The 15,766-nt window shown below is 57.9% G+C and carries 15 protein-coding genes; 8 read left to right on the forward strand and 7 right to left on the reverse strand.

Going from position 1 to position 15,766, the window contains the following annotated elements; translation table 11 throughout:
• Positions 1-52: 52 nt before the first annotated feature.
• A complete protein-coding gene (locus tag HV765_RS03845) occupies positions 53-1,078 on the reverse strand; it encodes an AraC family transcriptional regulator (protein WP_217483333.1) in 1,026 nt (341 codons plus the stop codon).
• 366 nt (positions 1,079-1,444) lie between these two features.
• Here HV765_RS03845 and HV765_RS03850 point away from each other — a divergent pair, with 366 nt between their 5' ends.
• The 4 genes from HV765_RS03850 to HV765_RS03865 all read left to right on the forward strand — a co-directional run bounded on the left by HV765_RS03850 (position 1,445) and on the right by HV765_RS03865 (position 5,864).
• Positions 1,445-3,631 carry a thiamine pyrophosphate-dependent enzyme gene (locus HV765_RS03850; protein ID WP_175169496.1) on the forward strand — a complete coding sequence of 729 codons (2,187 nt, stop codon included), beginning with the start codon at positions 1,445-1,447 and terminating at the stop codon, positions 3,629-3,631.
• Positions 3,632-3,710: 79 nt separating this feature from the next.
• Positions 3,711-5,174 (forward strand): indolepyruvate oxidoreductase subunit beta family protein, encoded by a 1,464-nt coding sequence (locus tag HV765_RS03855; protein ID WP_175169497.1) that lies wholly within the window; start codon positions 3,711-3,713, stop codon positions 5,172-5,174.
• 43 nt (positions 5,175-5,217) lie between these two features.
• A complete protein-coding gene (locus tag HV765_RS03860; protein ID WP_338077785.1) occupies positions 5,218-5,550 on the forward strand; it encodes an acyl-CoA thioesterase in 333 nt (110 codons plus the stop codon).
• Between the two features lie 140 nt (positions 5,551-5,690).
• Positions 5,691-5,864, forward strand: a complete 174-nt coding sequence (locus HV765_RS03865) for a hypothetical protein (protein WP_175168385.1) — start codon at positions 5,691-5,693, stop codon at positions 5,862-5,864.
• Between the two features lie 70 nt (positions 5,865-5,934).
• Here HV765_RS03865 and HV765_RS03870 read toward each other — a convergent pair whose 3' ends face one another.
• The 3 genes from HV765_RS03870 to HV765_RS03880 form a co-directional block, all read right to left on the reverse strand.
• Positions 5,935-6,345 (reverse strand): AraC-like ligand-binding domain-containing protein, encoded by a 411-nt coding sequence (locus HV765_RS03870; protein WP_175168857.1) that lies wholly within the window; start codon positions 6,343-6,345, stop codon positions 5,935-5,937.
• A 5-nt stretch (positions 6,346-6,350) separates the two neighbouring features.
• Positions 6,351-7,319, reverse strand: a complete 969-nt coding sequence (locus HV765_RS03875) for a Bug family tripartite tricarboxylate transporter substrate binding protein (RefSeq protein ID WP_175168858.1) — start codon at positions 7,317-7,319, stop codon at positions 6,351-6,353.
• 106 nt (positions 7,320-7,425) lie between these two features.
• Positions 7,426-8,514 carry an ornithine cyclodeaminase family protein gene (locus tag HV765_RS03880; protein WP_175168859.1) on the reverse strand — a complete coding sequence of 363 codons (1,089 nt, stop codon included), beginning with the start codon at positions 8,512-8,514 and terminating at the stop codon, positions 7,426-7,428.
• A gap of 344 nt (positions 8,515-8,858) precedes the next feature.
• Between HV765_RS03880 and HV765_RS03885 the strand changes: the two genes are divergently transcribed.
• From HV765_RS03885 to HV765_RS03895, 3 genes are read left to right on the forward strand one after another with little or no spacing between them, the layout of a single operon-like run.
• Positions 8,859-10,034: an FAD-dependent oxidoreductase gene (locus HV765_RS03885; protein WP_175168860.1), complete on the forward strand. Its 1,176-nt coding sequence runs from the start codon at positions 8,859-8,861 to the stop codon at positions 10,032-10,034.
• A 30-nt stretch (positions 10,035-10,064) separates the two neighbouring features.
• A complete protein-coding gene (locus tag HV765_RS03890; protein WP_175168861.1) occupies positions 10,065-10,370 on the forward strand; it encodes a monooxygenase in 306 nt (101 codons plus the stop codon).
• Positions 10,371-10,393: 23 nt separating this feature from the next.
• On the forward strand, positions 10,394-11,359 hold the full coding sequence (locus tag HV765_RS03895) for a Bug family tripartite tricarboxylate transporter substrate binding protein (RefSeq protein ID WP_175168862.1): 966 nt from the start codon (positions 10,394-10,396) through the stop codon (positions 11,357-11,359).
• 13 nt (positions 11,360-11,372) lie between these two features.
• Here the strand turns inward: HV765_RS03895 and HV765_RS03900 are convergent, their stop codons facing one another.
• The 3 genes from HV765_RS03900 to HV765_RS03910 all read right to left on the reverse strand — a co-directional run bounded on the left by HV765_RS03900 (position 11,373) and on the right by HV765_RS03910 (position 14,885).
• Positions 11,373-12,290 (reverse strand): LysR family transcriptional regulator, encoded by a 918-nt coding sequence (locus HV765_RS03900; RefSeq protein WP_175168863.1) that lies wholly within the window; start codon positions 12,288-12,290, stop codon positions 11,373-11,375.
• Between the two features lie 10 nt (positions 12,291-12,300).
• Entirely contained in the window at positions 12,301-13,206 is a 906-nt protein-coding gene (locus HV765_RS03905; protein ID WP_175168864.1) for a transposase, read from the reverse strand.
• Between the two features lie 608 nt (positions 13,207-13,814).
• Positions 13,815-14,885: a GlxA family transcriptional regulator gene (locus HV765_RS03910; protein ID WP_217483334.1), complete on the reverse strand. Its 1,071-nt coding sequence runs from the start codon at positions 14,883-14,885 to the stop codon at positions 13,815-13,817.
• 17 nt (positions 14,886-14,902) lie between these two features.
• Here HV765_RS03910 and HV765_RS03915 point away from each other — a divergent pair, with 17 nt between their 5' ends.
• Complete coding sequence (locus HV765_RS03915; protein ID WP_254600436.1) at positions 14,903-15,604, forward strand: DJ-1/PfpI family protein; 702 nt, start codon at positions 14,903-14,905, stop codon at positions 15,602-15,604.
• The last annotated feature ends 162 nt before the right edge of the window (positions 15,605-15,766 follow it).

Genomic DNA, 15,766 nt, shown 5'->3' on the forward strand with positions numbered 1-15,766 from the left:
GACTGTGCCGCTATCCCATAAACGCCAAGAACCATCCGCATTTTGCTCGTCGTCAGTTGTGCGCTTTGGCCTCTTTCAGCCCCCGGCTGGTATTCCGAGGAAGCTCACCAAACCTTTCGCGGTAATACAGGGAGAAACGGCCCAGGTGACCGAATCCGTAGTAGGTCGCGATTTCCGTGACGCTGACTGGAAGGCCCGATAGCAGCCGCTGATGCACGGCATCCAGCCGCAGGTTTCTGACAAGGGTCATGGGTGTTACGCCGCGATGGCGATGGCAAAGCGCATTCAATGTCCGTGTGGGCACACCTGCCGCCTTCGCCAGATCTTCCAACATGAGCGGGGCGAAGAGGTGGGTGCGGACATATTCTTCTAGCCGGTCGAGTTCGGGGCTATGCCCCGGCTTGGGTATGTGGCACTCCGCCTCGGACATCGAACGCACGTCCATGGACGGCTGATGTGCGTAGAAAAAGCCAGCGAGCGTCCGCTCGAACTGGTCAAGCCATGCAGGGTGAAGACAATTGCTGTCTCCGGCCGGAATAAGCGCAATTGTATGCTGAAGCAGCGCCATGCACTGGGACGAGATGTCAGGCCGAATCTTGAAGGCTGAACCGCGCCATTCCTGCGCGCCGCTAAGCGATGTCTTACAGGAATGCGCCGACGGTTCCTGGCCAACGTTCAGGAGGCTGTCCGGAAGCCGCAGTATCAGCTGCTCGCAACCCGGCTCCCAATTGAGGCGCACGGTGCGCCGGGGCGGAATAACCGCGATTTCCCAAGGAGACACCTTTAGATTGACACCTTCGCACTCGATTTCGGCGGCGCCTTTCAACGGGATCTGCACCAACGCGAAGTCGTCGAACTGCAGCGGCGTGACCTCTACCTCGGCACCGTATTGCAGCACCATGACGCTTACTTTGTTCAGTTCGCGGCGATGGAGCGAAGCCGAAATTTCCCCTGGGCGCCAGCGCAGTTCGTGATCGATCAACTGGCGGCTCAATTCGTACTGCGCTTCTCGTGCGGACCGGGTCCGGAAGACGGGTGAACGATAGACTTTCGAGAGATCCAGACTCGTCGCTGCCATGATGTATCAACCCCAGTTCGCGTGTCGCGTCAGCCTTGCTCTGCCGACTCGGTTTGATTAGCTGTATCCAAAGTCATAAGTTCATGTCTAAATTATTTTTATGGGCTGACTGTTACTCATGACCGCTGCCAATGAAACAATACCTGGGCTGGGCCGATAGTCCATACGGGACAACGATAGGTAGGAGGGCCAATCGTTTCGTCAGTGACCTTGAGCGTTTTGGCTGCCGCCCTGCCATTTATCCGTAAATTGCCATTCGTCTCGAGATTTATAAATATTACTTTGGATATATTTAGGTCAAAACTAATATTTGTGAACCAGGAGACGCACGTTTGCATGCGTTCTCCGATCTCGAAGAGGGTGGTCATGGCCGAGCGTTCATTTGTAGAAGAAGTCGAAAAGTTGCGTCTGGGTGAAGGGAAAGTCTTCAGCGGCGAAGGCATCCTTGCCGTCACCAAGGCGTTGCTCGAATCAGGCGTTGCCTACATTGCGGGTTATCAAGGCGCTCCGATCTCTCATCTGATGGATGTGCTGGCCGACGCAAAAGACATCCTGACGGATCACGGTATCCGGTTCGAAAACAGTGCCAGCGAAGCGACGGCGGCTGCATCTTTGGCCGCTTCCGTCAACTACCCGCTACGTGGTGCGGTGACCTTCAAGGCGACCGTCGGCACCAACGTTGCATCGGATGCGTTGGCAAACCTTGCGTCTGGCGGAGTAACCGGCGGCGCACTGATCATCGTCGGTGAGGACTATGGCGAGGGCTCTTCGATCATGCAGGAACGCAGCCACGCCTTCGCGATGAAGTCGCAGATGTGGATGCTGGATCCTCGGCCCAATCTGCCGTGTATCGTCCAGGCGGTCAAGGACGGGTTCGACTTGTCCGAAGCGTCCAACACACCGGTCATGCTGCAACTCCGGATCCGGTCATGCCACGTGCACGGCCAGTTCGTCACGTCTCGCAACCGCCGCAGCGCAATGTCCATTGAAGACGCGTTGAACAAACCGGTGCGCGACGTTGAGCGGATCGTATTGCCACCCGCCAATTTCTTGCACGAACACGAAAAGATCGCGCGGCGTTGGCCCGCGGCGGTCGAATTCATCGAGAAACGCGAGCTCAATGAGTTCTTCGACGGCGACATGCAGGACATCGGACTTGTGGTGCAGGGCGGCGGATATAACACCCTCATCCGTGCACTTGAATTGCTGGGTCTGGCAGACGTGTTCGGCGAGTCCCGCATCCCGCTGTACGTTATGAACGTGGCATATCCGCTAATTGATTCCGAATGGAAACGTTTCTGTTCTGACAAGCGAGCGGTACTGATATTGGAAGAAGGTCAGCCCAACTTCGTCGAGCAGAATGCCGCGAACATTCTTCGCCAAGCTGGCACGTCAGCGTCGCTGCATGGCAAGGACATGCTGCCTCTGGCTGGCGAATACAACACTGTCACCTTGCTGAAAGGCCTTCGTAGTTTCCTCGAACGGTACGACAAGATCGCAGCCGAGCCGGTCGCCCCCGCGGTGCGGAAGGTCATCCCGCTGATGCAGGTCAACGAGCTGCAGCGACCCGCGCCATCCGCTGTCGTGGAAACCGTGATCGACGATAGTGTCCATGCGCGGCCCCCCGGCTTCTGCACGGGCTGCCCGGAGCGGCCCATCTTTACAGCGATGAAGTTGGTCGAGCGAGAAATCGGCGAGCACCACGTCAGTGCAGACATCGGCTGTCATTTGTTTTCGATCCTGCCTCCCTTCAATCTCGGAAATACGACCATGGGCTACGGCCTGGGCGGAGCCAGTGCATCAGCCTTGAACTCGCCCACTGGCAAGCGCGCCATTTCCGTCATGGGGGATGGCGGCTTCTGGCACAACGGTTTGACGAGCGGCATCGCCAATGGCGTATTCAACAAGAGCGACAACCTGACCATCGTGGTCGACAACAGCTATACGTCTGCGACTGGCGGCCAGGACATCCTTTCGTCGACGGCACTCAACGACATGCGGAGTACGGGGCATGCGATCGAGGATGCGGTGCGGGGGGTCGGCGTCAAGTGGGTGCGGACAATCAAGCATACCTACGACCTGAAAGCGATGAAGAACGCGCTTAAGGAGGCCCTGACGACCGGTACCAAGGGCCCCAAGGTGCTGATTGCACAAAGCGAGTGCATGCTGAACAAGCAGCGTCGCGAAAAACAGAAGGTGAGGAAAGCGCTTTCGGATGGGAAGCGTGTGGTGCGTGAGCGGTTCGGGATCGATTCCGACACCTGCACCGGCGACCACTCCTGCATCCGGCTGTCGGGTTGCCCCTCCCTCACCATCAAACCCAATCCGGACCCGCTGCGCCTCGATCCCGTCGCGGCCGTGCTCGACAGTTGCGTCGGTTGCGGCCTGTGCGGCGAGGTCTCCCATGCAGCCGTCCTGTGCCCGTCCTTCTATCGCGCCGACATCACCTCGAACCCCAACCGACTCGACAGAATTCGTCAGGAATTGCGGCGTTCAGTCATCGGCTTCTTGCAGCGCCGCGACGCAGCGCGTCGTGACCGCCTGGCGTTCTGAACCCTGAACTGGAAAAGGTGAGACCTTGAGTTTCTCTAACGCAGGTCCTTCGCGGACGATAAAGATCGCCATCCTCGCCATGGGCGGCGAAGGCGGCGGCGTGCTGGCGGACTGGATCGTCGGCCTGGGCGAACATAATGGCTACATCGCTCAGACGACGTCGGTGCCGGGCGTGGCACAGCGCACCGGGGCCACGATCTACTACGTTGAACTCTTTCCGGAAGCGTTTGCTACGCAGGCGGCCAAAAGACCCGTCCTGGCCTTGATGCCTACGCCCGGCGACGTTGACATCGTGCTTGCGTCCGAACTCATGGAAGCGGGCCGTGCAGTGCAACGCGGCTTTGTGACACCTGAACGCACCACGCTCATCTCATCGACCCATCGTGTCTATTCGATAGCTGAAAAATCGGCCATGGGAGACGGGCGAGTGGACAGCAGTGAACTCATCGCCCATGCGGGAAAGGCGGCGAAACGGTACGTGAAGTTCGACATGGCGCTCGCCGCCGAAGCGAATGGAAGTGTGACCAGCGCAGTGCTGTTCGGTGCGTTGGCGGGCACGGGTGTGTTGCCTTTCGGGCGCGCAGCGTTCGAAGCGACGATCGAGCGTGGCGGCGTTGGTGTGAAACCGAGTCTGCGCGCCTTTGGAGCTTCGTACGCAACGACGCAGGCGTCAGACGAGGCCGCGGAGACGACGCCGGATACGCGACCAGTGCGATGGGCCGTACAGGAGCCGAAGCTCAAGCATCTGCTCGAGCGCGTGCGGCGGGAGCATCCGGGTGACGTTCAGGGCATGGTCATCGAAGGCGTTCGCCGCATGATCGATTACCAGGACGTCAATTATGCGCATCTCTACCTGGACAGACTGCAGGCACTTACCGATCGCGTGGGCAATACCGAGTTGGCCTTGCTCCGCGAAACCGCCCGATACCTGGCGCTATGGATGTCCTACGAGGACAGCATCCGGGTCGCCGATCTCAAGACCCGGAGGAGTCGCTTCGAGCGCGTCCGCGACGAGGTGCGTGCCACGGACAAGCAGCAACTGGCGATCAAGGAATTCATGCATCCCCGGATCGAAGAAATCTGCGAAACCTTACCTGCACCGATCGGCAGGTGGCTGATGAAGCCGCATGCCGTGCATCGTCTGATCCGCCGGTTCACGATGTCCGGGCGGGTCATTACCACCAGCTCACTGCGCGGCTTTCTTCTGCTCTGGTCGGTATCCCGGATGCGCGGCATGCGCCGCAGCACCTTACGCTTCAAGCTGGAAGACGAGCGCATCAATGAGTGGCTTGCCGAAATTCAGAACGCGGCAACCCACAACCCGCTGCTGGCGCTCGAGTTGGCGCAGTGCCAGCGCCTTGTCAAGGGGTACAGCGACACCCATGCACGCGGCTTGGCCAACTATCGCAGGGTGATCAATGCCGTCAAGGCCGAAGGCGCGCGCATGGCGCCGGCTACCTTGCGTGAACTACGTGACGCGGCGCTTGCAGACGAGCACGGCAAGGCGCTGGACAAGGCGCTGGCAAGGCACGCGCTTGCGTAATTCCGGTCATCCTGATTTCACGACTTCCTGAGGGCAGCTCGCCATGAGCAAGCCCATCTTCACACGCCCGCACAAAATTCATTTCTCGGAATGTGATCCGGCCAGCATTGTTTTTTATCCGCAGTACTTCGTCCTTTTCAACGACTTGACTGAACGCTGGGTCGACTCATTGTTGCCCGAGGGATATCACGGTCTGATCTCCGGCCGACGGATTGGCATGCCAACGGTGCGTCTGGGCGTCTCTTTCACTGCGATCAGCTGTTTCGGCGATGACGTCGATCTGGAACTCGTCGTCGAACACCTCGGCAATCGCTCGTTAAATCTTGAACTCCGGTGTGTTGGGCATGACGTTGTCCTTCGAATGACGGTCAAGTAAACCATCGTCACCACCCCGCTCGAAACGCACCAGGCCGTGCAGATCCCTGAAGACCTTAACGCTGCAATCGCGGCGATGACGCCATTCGCAGTGCCCAGCACAACAACATGATTCCTGCGCGGAATCCTAAGGGAACAGTCATGAAAATCGTATGCATAGGTGGTGGACCCGCTGGGCTGTACTTCGGCTTATTGATGAAGCTCCAGGATGTTCGCAACGAAGTCGTCTTCGTCGAGCGAAACAAGCCTTACAACACTTTCGGCTGGGGCGTGGTGTTTTCTGACGCTAATGCGCTCATCAGTGCATCGGTGTAGTTGTGACGTTGATGCATCAGAAGGTGAGCGATCAAGAGGTCCTCGAGCGTGTGTTTTCCGAGCTGAGTCTTTACAGCGGGGCGCGTTGCAATGTCCCCCTTTGCGTAGTCGACCAGGTGCCGCCATGCCTGACCGCCGGGCGTTCGAAGGTCCATTCAGGATTGAAGACAATCGGCACGTGATACGACGCACCGACGATGCCACGCCCTACGTGTTCAACGCGGTCGCGGGCGACCCGCACGATCAGTTGCTCGCAGTCGTCATTCCATACGACGCGGAAGGGCGAGCCTGGGGAGGTGATGCCAGCAAGTTCCGCTCCGAGTGTTCGTTCGCCCTTAGGGTGTTTCAGGCGTGCAGTTCCTGACAACGGCATGTGCACGAGCACGAAGTGCTCGGTGATCAGCTCGTCGACGGTGGTGTCACGGCCTGGTCTATTACAGACCAGACCGGGGACGCACGAGCCGGTGTGCGAAACCAGCACGCGGCTCAGTCGGTCCGCAGTTGAGCCGCTTCGACCAGCCGGCCCCACTTCGTGTTTTCTGCCGCGACATATTCCTTGAACTGCGGAGGCGACATGTAAGATGGCTCCGCACCCATTTCCTTCAGCTTTTCAGAGAACTCCGCCGACTCTACGATTGACTTTGCCGTTTGCGCGATCTTGTCGACGATAGGCTGAGGTGTCTTTGCAGGCACGAACAGGCCGAACCAGGCAGATAAGTCAAAGCCCGGGACTCCCGATTCCGCCATGGTGGGCACATCCGGGGCGGCGGCCAATCGTTGCTTGCTGGTGACTGCGATGGCGTTCAGTTTGCCGCTGCGGACATGTGGCAACACGCCTACGGATGTGCTGAACATGAACGGAATCTGGTTGGACAGAATGCCCAATTGCGCGGCGCCCCCGCCTTGATAAGGAACCGTCACGAACTGCGCTTTCGTGTCCAGCGCGAACATGGCAAGCGACAGTTGCGGGGTGGTTCCGAGGCCGGCATGGGCCGCTGGGGTACTCGGAACGTCTCTTAAATAAGCCACCAGATCTTTGACGGTCTTGACTTTGAAACTGGGATGAACAACCAGAAAATCTGGCGCACTCGCAATAAGCGAAACCGGCGTAAGTTGCGACAGTTCGAATTGGCGCTTTTTCTGGAAGTGCGGATTGACCGTCAGCGCGATGGTGCCCAAAAGAACGGTGTATCCATCGGACTCGGCCCGTACGACGCTATCTGAGCCGATGTCCCCCCCCGCGCCTGACTTGTTGATGACGACCACCGACTGGCCCCACGTCTGAGTCAGGCGCTGAGCAACCAGTCGGGCAAGTACGTCTGGCGTGCTGCCGGGCGTTGACGGTGCGACCAGCGTTACGGTCCTGTTCGGATAGCTCTGGGCCTGCGCCCCGGTCGAGGACAGAGTTGCAAAGGTGGCGGCTACGGCAAGAGCAAGATAACGAATCGGCTGCATGATTGGTTCCTTGGCAAGGGGCGACGAGTCGCGAGTGGGTGGAGGCGTGCAAACAATCAGCGCGTGCCGTGGGGAAGGCGGGCGACCCCAGGCATGCGCTTTTACTTCATGGCGCAGATGCGTCGTCTCCACGGCGGGTCATGAATAGGTCGACCGGCAATTCGGTCCCCAATCCCCGCTCTCTTCCAATCTCAATCACGCGACGGCAGATCGCTGCGAACTGGATTCCCATCCCGCAATTGTTGTTGTGATACGTAATCTGCCGGGGCGAGGTGCGCGCCGGAATGCGGCCCGCGCATAGGCCTCCGAGTTCCTGGATGTGAGACTCGGTGATCCAGCGCTTGCGCAAGGGTTCGGTCAGTTCAGTCTGATCATCGAGATTGACCTGTTCTTTGGAGTTGACCACGATGATGTCGGCGATTCGGGCGCATTCATCGTCGAGTTCGCGGCGTGGGTCCTTGCGCTCTGGCGAGAGCATGCCGACCACGTGACACCCCGGGCTCAGCCAATCACCGAAAAGAATCGGGCCGTCAGCGTTCGAAGCGGCAATCGCGACGCATGCGCCACGGATCGCCTCCTCTGCGGTGTCGACCGCGCGTGCTTCAATGCCATGCTTCTTGCTCATTTTCTGAGCGAACGCTTCGCGATTGGCAGGCGTGGGCGAATACACCCGCAACGAACGGATACTGGGTCGCACTGCACAGATGGCTTCGATCTGCGCCGCAGCCTGATTACCGGAACCGAGGATACCGATGGTATGAGCGTCATCCCTGGCGAGAAACTTTGCTGCCACGCCGGTCGTTGCACCGACGCGCAACGCCGACACGGCGTGGTCATGCACGATTCCGATCAGTTCGCGGCTGATCATGTCCCAGACAAGCACGAAGCCTGAGTAATCGCCGCGAAATTCCATGCGACGTTGCCCGTCGATTTCAGGTTTGGCAATGTGCGCAACGTCCAGTCGCACCGCAACCGTCTCATTGCAGGGCAATACCCCGGTGATGACGTTGAGCCACGACCAGATTTGTTCGCCCGGGCCATCCAGCGGTGTATGCAGACGTCGACGCGGCATGACTTGGGCGGCGCCGGCGCCCAGATTGGCGAAAGCGCCCTTGATCAGATCGACGGCTTCCGCCATGGACACGAGGCCCATGGCTTGCTCGGTATTTAGAACTAGTGTCGTGTTCGCCATCATGGCTCCTGGAATGTATCGACGTAGTCTGGGCACAAGGCGCTTGACCGTCTATCCAAAGGTGGCGCGGTTTCGTCCAGTTCTGGCGGCTAAGAATGATGAGTTTTTCGACGGACCATCGCACTGGCAGGGCGTCCGAGAACGGACCCATAACCATTCGTTAGGGGGCGTCGTTGCAGTCCTGGCCGGAGGGCGCGTCCCTTTCACTGGTGTTTCGTCTTTCTACCCCTAACCAGATGGCATCCCCCAAACCTTGCAACGCGCGTGACGGCCTGCCTAGACTGCGTCCAGCGATGTGGCTCGTCGATGTCGAGTCGCACTTAAGGCTTTAACGGGAGGCATTTGTCATGACGAAGGGACATGCGGAAATCGCGGGCGGCGGCTTTGGCGGATTGACGGCCGCCATCGCGCTGGCGTCCCGCGGGTGGTCGGTGCGAGTGCATGAGCGGCACCAGTCCTTGCGAACCGAAGGTTTTGCCATATCGGTGCACTTGAATGGACTGCGGGTTCTCGACGCCTTGGGAATCTCGTCGGAGGTCATCGCCTGCTCGACGAGAGTGCTCGAGCAGCGTCGTTATGGTTCCCAAGGGATACCGGCGGGTATCTTCCCGCTCAGGGCAACCTACCGCGTTCCCAGGCAGTCGTTGATTTCCATCATGGAAGCGCGCGCCAGAGCCCTTGGTGTAGACATCGACTATGGATCCGACGTGGTGTCCGCAAGTCCTGATGGCCACTGCCACTTTGCAAACGGTGCAACAACGAAAGGAAACCTCGTCGTGGCTGCCGACGGCTACAACTCGAATATCCGCGACGGGTTGCGCCTCGTCAAGGAACGCCGGCAACTGCCGGATGGCGCAATGCGTATCCTCGGGCCCGATCTGCTCGCTACTACGGAAGCAATCCAGACGCCGAACAATGCGTCCAGTGAATACTGGTCCGGCTCGCGCAGAGTGCTCTGTGGACGTTGTAATGGTGGCTTGCTTTACACCGCGCTGACGTGTCTGACTTCCGACGTCACAGGGCGGTCGTCGCCTGTCGACATAGCAAGCTGGTCGGCAGCGTTTCCTTATCTCGGATCGTTGTTCGAACATCTGGATCGAACTGCTGATTGGCCCAAGATTCGTTTCGTGCCGTTTGAAGTGATCCGGCTGCACACTTGGCATGCCGGAAAGATTGCCTTGGTGGGCGATGCCGCACATGCGATGCCGCCCAACCTTGGACAGGGTGGAGGCATTGCGATGATGAACGCATTGGCCTTGGCCAAGCACGTATCGGAAGCACGCGATCTCGATGAGGGACTACAGACCTGGGAGAGCGCCGAGCGGCCCTTGACCGAGCATACGCAAAATTGGGCACTGCGGTATTCCGCTGTAACCCGGTGGCCGCCAGCACTGCGCTCGGGACTGTTCAAGGCCATTCAGAAATCGACATGGTTGCGCGCCAGTTTCCAGCGAGCGGCCAATACCGCGCCGGCGGGTTGGAGCGCCGAGCATTCCCTGCTTGATCTTTCTCGCCCCTCTTGAAAACCCTTTTTAACCCACTGGAGATAACTCATGACATTCGCCCTTCTGCAAGTCGATTTCCCTTTTTCTGGGCCGTGGGGCCAAGGACTCGAGGGAATATCGCACGACCTTGCGGCGGACATTGCGTCAGAACCCGGGTTGCGGTGGAAGATCTGGACCGAATGCCAAGACCAGAGGGTCGCTGGTGGACTCTATCTTTTCGAAAGTCATGCATTTGCCGAAAAGTATCTGCTGAAGCACAGCAAGCGTCTGGCCGATTTTGGTGTGCAGGACCTGCGCGCCATCATTTTTGATGTCAACGACGCTTTGACAGCGATGACCCGCGGGCCAATCTGAACGACACGCAAGGAGACCAAGTCATGATTCGGCGCCGAATGATTACTGCATTACTTTCCATTGCCTGGTGTTCGACTTCGCATGCTGCGCAGGCGCCGAGTTTTCCGTCCAGGGCGATTACGTTGGTGGCCCCTTCAACGCCGGGCAGCGCTCCAGACGTACTGGCCCGCTACGTCGCGCTTCGACTTTCCCAGGCCTGGAAAAGCACGGTGTTCGTGGTCAATCGCCCAGGCGCGGGGGGCGACATAGGATCCGAATTCGTCGCGCGAGCGGAACCCGATGGGTACACCCTATTGCTTGGAAGCATTGCCAATACCGTGAATCCGCATCTGGTGGCGAAAGTACGGTTGGACGCCCGCGCACTCATTCCGGTGACGATGATTGCAACCTCGCCCGACATCCTGCTGGTGCAGCCTGCCGACGGGGTGACGAGCGTCGCGGATTTTTTGTCGTGGCTCAAGACACACCCCTCGACCCCGGCAGGACACCCCGGCATCGGCACGACCCCCCATTTGTCGCTGTCGATGTTCGCACTTCAGTCGCAGTTGCCCTTCATCTCGATTCCGTATCAGGGCGGCGGCGCGTCCCAGCATGGATTCGTGGCCAACCAAGTGAAGTTTATGTTTGGTACATCCATGGGCGTTTTGGGTCAGATCAAGGGCGGTCGCGCCCGGCCACTGGCGGTGACGGGTACTCAACGAATCGCGGCGTTGCCTGACACGCCGACCATGGCAGAAGCAGGATTCTCAGACTTTTCGATCGAGGCCTGGTTTGGTATCTTCGCGCCGAGCAATACCCCAAGGCCCATTGTCGACGCTGTTGCAAATGCGGTCCGCGAGATTGTGGTCAGTCAGGAATTTGAAGATCGATTGAACGCTTTGGGGGCTCGATCGGCCTATCTGCCACCCGATGCGTTCGCAAAGCACGTGGCGGCGGAGCATGTGCGGTGGGGGCAACTGGTCAAGGCCGCAAATATCCGTGTCGATTGACGCCAGCAGGGCTTCAGACCGGCGCGTATCCGGGACTGTTCTGCACGGCAAGGCGCAGTTGCTGCACCAGCGCTGACCCCAATCTTGAAAGCGGGCGGCGAAGCGGATACAGCACCTGCACCGGTCGACGCCAGACCAAGTCATCGTGCTCGAGCTTTTTCAAGGACCCGTTGGCCAGTTCCTGTGTCACAAGGGTCTCGGGCAAGAAGGCGAGCAGGTCCGTAGACATCAGCAGCGACTTGATGGTCGGCACCGACGTGGTCAGATAGACAGGCTCGGGTGGCATCACGCCCGCTTTTAAGAACAGGTTGTTGAGTTGATCGCGCAGGCTGTCGCCCGTATTGCCGAGAACCCAACTGGCCCGCGCAATGGACTCCAGGGCGAGAGGACGATTGGCCAACAGCAGATGGGCCGGCCGCGCAACGACAACGACGCGGTCGTAGGCAATCAACTCGGAGGCAAGCTCGCGGTCCCATGCGTTGGCAAACAATGCGCCGACCAAGACGTCGACGGTTCCTTGCTTGAGCGCGTTCAACAAGGTTTCGGATGACCCCACGGTGATGGAGAAGGTGGCGTTCGGCCGGCTGGCTCGCAGCGCCAGCACCGCGGCGGGGACGATGGTCGAGCCATGGCTGCTGCCGCAACCGACGCTTAGTGTGCCTTTGCCGGAACCCCTGAGCGTATCGAAGCTCTCGCGGATCAGACGCGATTCGTTGGAAATGAATTGTGCGCGTTCGACAAGGGCCAGTCCGAACTCCGTCAGCACCATCCCCTTCGGCGTGCGATCGAACAGGCGCGCCTGCAGCGTTGTTTCCAGTCGCCCAATGCTTTTGGAGATGGCGGGTTGACTGACGCTCAATTGCTTCGCGGCACGCCCCAGGGTGCCGAACTGGGCCACTGCCAGGAAGTACTGCAAGTGTTTGACGTCCACGGTGCCTTCCTTAGGAAACGGTGTGGCTGAGGCTAGCGTTCAGCAGGATCTTGTGTCCTGAGTTAGAAGTTCGCAAGCAAAATCTCTCGATACTGGCCAGGATGTCGTCCGCAGGCTTGGCCCAGTGGAAGAGCTTGGGATTGGCGTTGTCGATGTTCAGGTAGTGCTTGATGGCCTGTTCGAGCTGGCGGGTCGCTCGGTGGGTGCCGCGACGGATGTACTGTGTAGTCAGGGTGGCGAACCAGCGCTCCACCTGATTGAGCCAGGACGCCGGGGTGGGCGTGAAGTGCGCGTGGAACCGTGGATGACGCGCAAGCCAGTCCCTGATCGTGGCCGCCTTGTGGGTGCCATAGTTGTCCATCACCAGATGGACATCCAGCCCGCTGGGCAGGTTGGCCTCCATGGCCTTGAGCGGTAGATTCAGGTACAGGCCCACGATGTCGCGCACCTTCTCCACAAACAACGGATCGCTGGAGAGCTTGAACGTCTCCTGGCGATGTGGCTGCAACCCAAAGGCTTGCCAGATGCGCGTGACGGCCGTTTGCGACAAGTCCGTCTCACGCGCCATGAGCCGCGTGCTCCAGTGGGTGGCCCCTTCGGGGATCGACTCCAGCGTGCGCGCGATCACCGCATCGGCACGCGCATCATCGGTGCTGCGCGGGGCGCCCGGGCGGGGTGCATCGAGCAAGCCATCCAAGCACAGTTGGACGAAGCGCGCCCGCCACTTGGACCCCGTTTGGGGGGTGACGCGCAGGCGGGCGGCAACCGCCTTGTTCTCCATCCCATCGGCGCAGCCCAGCACGATGCGTGCTCGCAACGCCAGGGCCTGTGCGGTCTTGCGCCGTAGGGTCAGTGCTGTGAGTTGTTCGCGCTCCGCATTGCTGAGCACCAGTTCGCTTTTGGGTCTGCCTCTCATCGCCACCTCGTCGTGTTTGAACAGTACATGACTGATAGCACGGAATTCAATTAGTGCAATGAACTTCTAATTCAGGACACTAGCGCTTGGTTCCTAGGGGCGGGCGCGGTCGTTGTTGCAGGGAGGACGGAGGCTCAAGGGGATCAGCCTAGTCGCCCTGATGTGTGAGTGGATGCGAAGATCCTCCGTCGGTATTTGCTCGACACTGCGCGAGTCAATGGCTCGAAAGACGGAGTAATGGAAGGGTAGATTGGGTCCAAGACGAGATTCGTCATACCGGCATTGGAAGAGCGTTGAATATTGCGGGTATAAATCAGACATGACAACGACCGCAAGCTCAAATCAAGTGGATTCCTTCACATGTTGGAATCGATTCGGCTATCTCTCGAGGCGTCGGCAGCGTATCACGGCGACTATTAATTAGCGTGGTCGAAAGCTGTTCCACGTCAAGTTCTCAGAATTTTTCTAGATAGCATCGAAACCAAATTAGGACCCGATTGAAAGCGTTGGATTTGGCAGTCAAACCCTTTGGTGCCAGTGTTAATGCGGTCGTAGTGTTGTTTTTTAATTATTTAAAAATTATGGAAAATGGATGGATTTTTAGGGGGTTAGTTGCTTTTTTTTGTGCCGGATCGCCATCGTCCCGGAGACATGCCGAAGGCGATTGAGAACCGTCGAATGAATATGGCTTCGCTAGAGTAGCCGCAGATGCGTGAAATTCTAGATACGGAAAAGGAGCTATGTTCCAGGTAGTGACGTGCAGAAGATAGTCTCAACAATTCTACCCCCTTCGCAGGAGTTAAATGTAGTTCCGCAGCGTAGTGGCGTATGAACGTCCTGGTGCTCATATTCATTCGTGATGAAAGAGCATTTACTGACAAATCTTCAGATAAGTTCTCGATTATCCAAGCATGCAAGTCTGAAAATTTTCCGCTTCGGGACTGCAGGCTTAACATCTCGCTGGTTTGATACTGATTGGCAGGCCTCTTGACAGATAAGACGAGGTTGCGAGCAATTTTCAAGGCTACGGTTTCGCCCAAGTCTTGTTCCACCAGGGCCAGCGCCAAGTCAATCCCGGCAGTTAAGCCCGCCGACGTCCAAACGGTCTCATCTCGAACAAATATAGGTCCGCGTTGCAATTTCACGTTTGGGAAGCGAACTTGCATTTCGTCTAGAAAAGACCAATGGGTTGTCGCCCGCCGGCCCTCAAGAAAGCCGGCAGCGGCGAGAGCGAACGCCCCGCTGCAAATCGCGGCCATCCTGCATGCCTTGTTGCCTTGCAGTTTGATAAGTTCAATGAGTTCAGGCTGACTTGTGAGAATGTTGGTATCGGGGCCGCCTGGAATGATGATCGTGTGAGGTCCAGTTGTTGTACGCCCTAACAATCGAGTTTCCAGCATAAAGCCTGGTGTCACGTTGACTTTACCGCTGACCGATAGCACCTCGACGTCGTACGGCTCAGCCTCTTTGCCGCTAAGGTTGTTTGCAGTCAAAAATACGTCGAGTGGGCCGGAAAAATCCAGCATGCTCATCTTGTCGTAGGCCAGGAGATGAATCAACTTTTTGATTTTCATACGAGTGAGTCCTGCTGGAGATTTTGCGCATTGAATATGGCAGTTTTGATCAAAAAATTGGCACACCCGGTTCCGATCGAAGTGATAGCCTTTCTCGGTGTTCATAGAAACTACTGAAAGCCATGCAGAAGTCTAATCGAGTTATCAATGTCGGTATACATGTTGAGCCGGGTGTCGTGCTGATGGACATTGTGGGAGTTCAATCAATATTTGGCTTTTGCGAGAACGTCAATTTGATACATGTGGGTAAGTCGCGAGAGGTTGTGACAGCGTGGGGCGGGATGCCGGTGGCTGCCACTACCAGCTACGCAGATTGTCCGCCCCTCGACGTTTTGGCTGCAGGTGCCATGGGCCTGGAGGTCTACTCTAATCCTGAAACTCTTCAGTTTGTTCGCCAACAAGCATCGAACGATCCCTATTTAATAGGCATATGTGCCGGTGTGCTGCTTTTCGGTGCCGCAGGTCTGCTGGTGGGGAAGCGCGCGACGACCAATCTGCAGTGTATTGACCGTCTGTCCGAATTCGGTTGTGACGCAGTTAGAGGCGGTACGGTTGTCGAGGACGGTCGGTTGTTAACTGCCGGCCCCGCAACCGGCGGTTTTGAAGCAAGTCTGACACTGCTATCTAGACTGCGCGGCGTCCATCTGGCGAAGTTGATGGAGCTGAACGTTGAGTATCATCCGAAGCCTGTATTTGGTGTGGGTTCTGCAACTCTGGCCGGCGAAGATTTGACCGAAGAGGTTATGAACTTGGGCAGGCCGTATTTCGCGAAATGCCAAGAGTTAGCGCTTGCTAGCTATAAAGAACGCGCATGGCTGAATTGATTGCTATTTTTCTTGCGGTTGGCTTCGCAAGATTTTATAGCTGATGCCTTGGCTGGATCAAATGTGCAGACGGTTCTTAGCTGAAATTTTAAATAGGGCGAAATTCTGCAATGATGTGACGGCCGAATGGACCGTGCTGCATCTCGTCGGTGATTTTCGGAG

It is taken from the genome of Achromobacter kerstersii (genome assembly GCF_902859595.1).
In the GTDB taxonomy this organism is placed as follows: Bacteria; Pseudomonadota; Gammaproteobacteria; order Burkholderiales; family Burkholderiaceae_B; genus Achromobacter; species Achromobacter kerstersii.

Excerpts from the sequence above, each read along its gene's own strand:
- HV765_RS03845 (WP_217483333.1), bottom strand. The coding sequence starts at position 1,078 with ATGGCAGCGACGAGTCTGGATCTCTCGAAAGTCTATCGTTCACCCGTC.
- HV765_RS03850 (WP_175169496.1), top strand. The coding sequence starts at position 1,445 with ATGGCCGAGCGTTCATTTGTAGAAGAAGTCGAAAAGTTGCGTCTGGGT.
- HV765_RS03855 (WP_175169497.1), top strand. The coding sequence starts at position 3,711 with ATGGGCGGCGAAGGCGGCGGCGTGCTGGCGGACTGGATCGTCGGCCTG.
- HV765_RS03860 (WP_338077785.1), top strand. The coding sequence starts at position 5,218 with ATGAGCAAGCCCATCTTCACACGCCCGCACAAAATTCATTTCTCGGAA.
- HV765_RS03865 (WP_175168385.1), top strand. The coding sequence starts at position 5,691 with ATGAAAATCGTATGCATAGGTGGTGGACCCGCTGGGCTGTACTTCGGC.
- HV765_RS03875 (WP_175168858.1), bottom strand. The coding sequence starts at position 7,319 with ATGCAGCCGATTCGTTATCTTGCTCTTGCCGTAGCCGCCACCTTTGCA.
- HV765_RS03880 (WP_175168859.1), bottom strand. The coding sequence starts at position 8,514 with ATGATGGCGAACACGACACTAGTTCTAAATACCGAGCAAGCCATGGGC.
- HV765_RS03885 (WP_175168860.1), top strand. The coding sequence starts at position 8,859 with ATGACGAAGGGACATGCGGAAATCGCGGGCGGCGGCTTTGGCGGATTG.
- HV765_RS03890 (WP_175168861.1), top strand. The coding sequence starts at position 10,065 with ATGACATTCGCCCTTCTGCAAGTCGATTTCCCTTTTTCTGGGCCGTGG.
- HV765_RS03895 (WP_175168862.1), top strand. The coding sequence starts at position 10,394 with ATGATTCGGCGCCGAATGATTACTGCATTACTTTCCATTGCCTGGTGT.
- HV765_RS03905 (WP_175168864.1), bottom strand. The coding sequence starts at position 13,206 with ATGAGAGGCAGACCCAAAAGCGAACTGGTGCTCAGCAATGCGGAGCGC.
- HV765_RS03910 (WP_217483334.1), bottom strand. The coding sequence starts at position 14,885 with ATGAACACCGAGAAAGGCTATCACTTCGATCGGAACCGGGTGTGCCAA.
- HV765_RS03915 (WP_254600436.1), top strand. The coding sequence starts at position 14,903 with ATGCAGAAGTCTAATCGAGTTATCAATGTCGGTATACATGTTGAGCCG.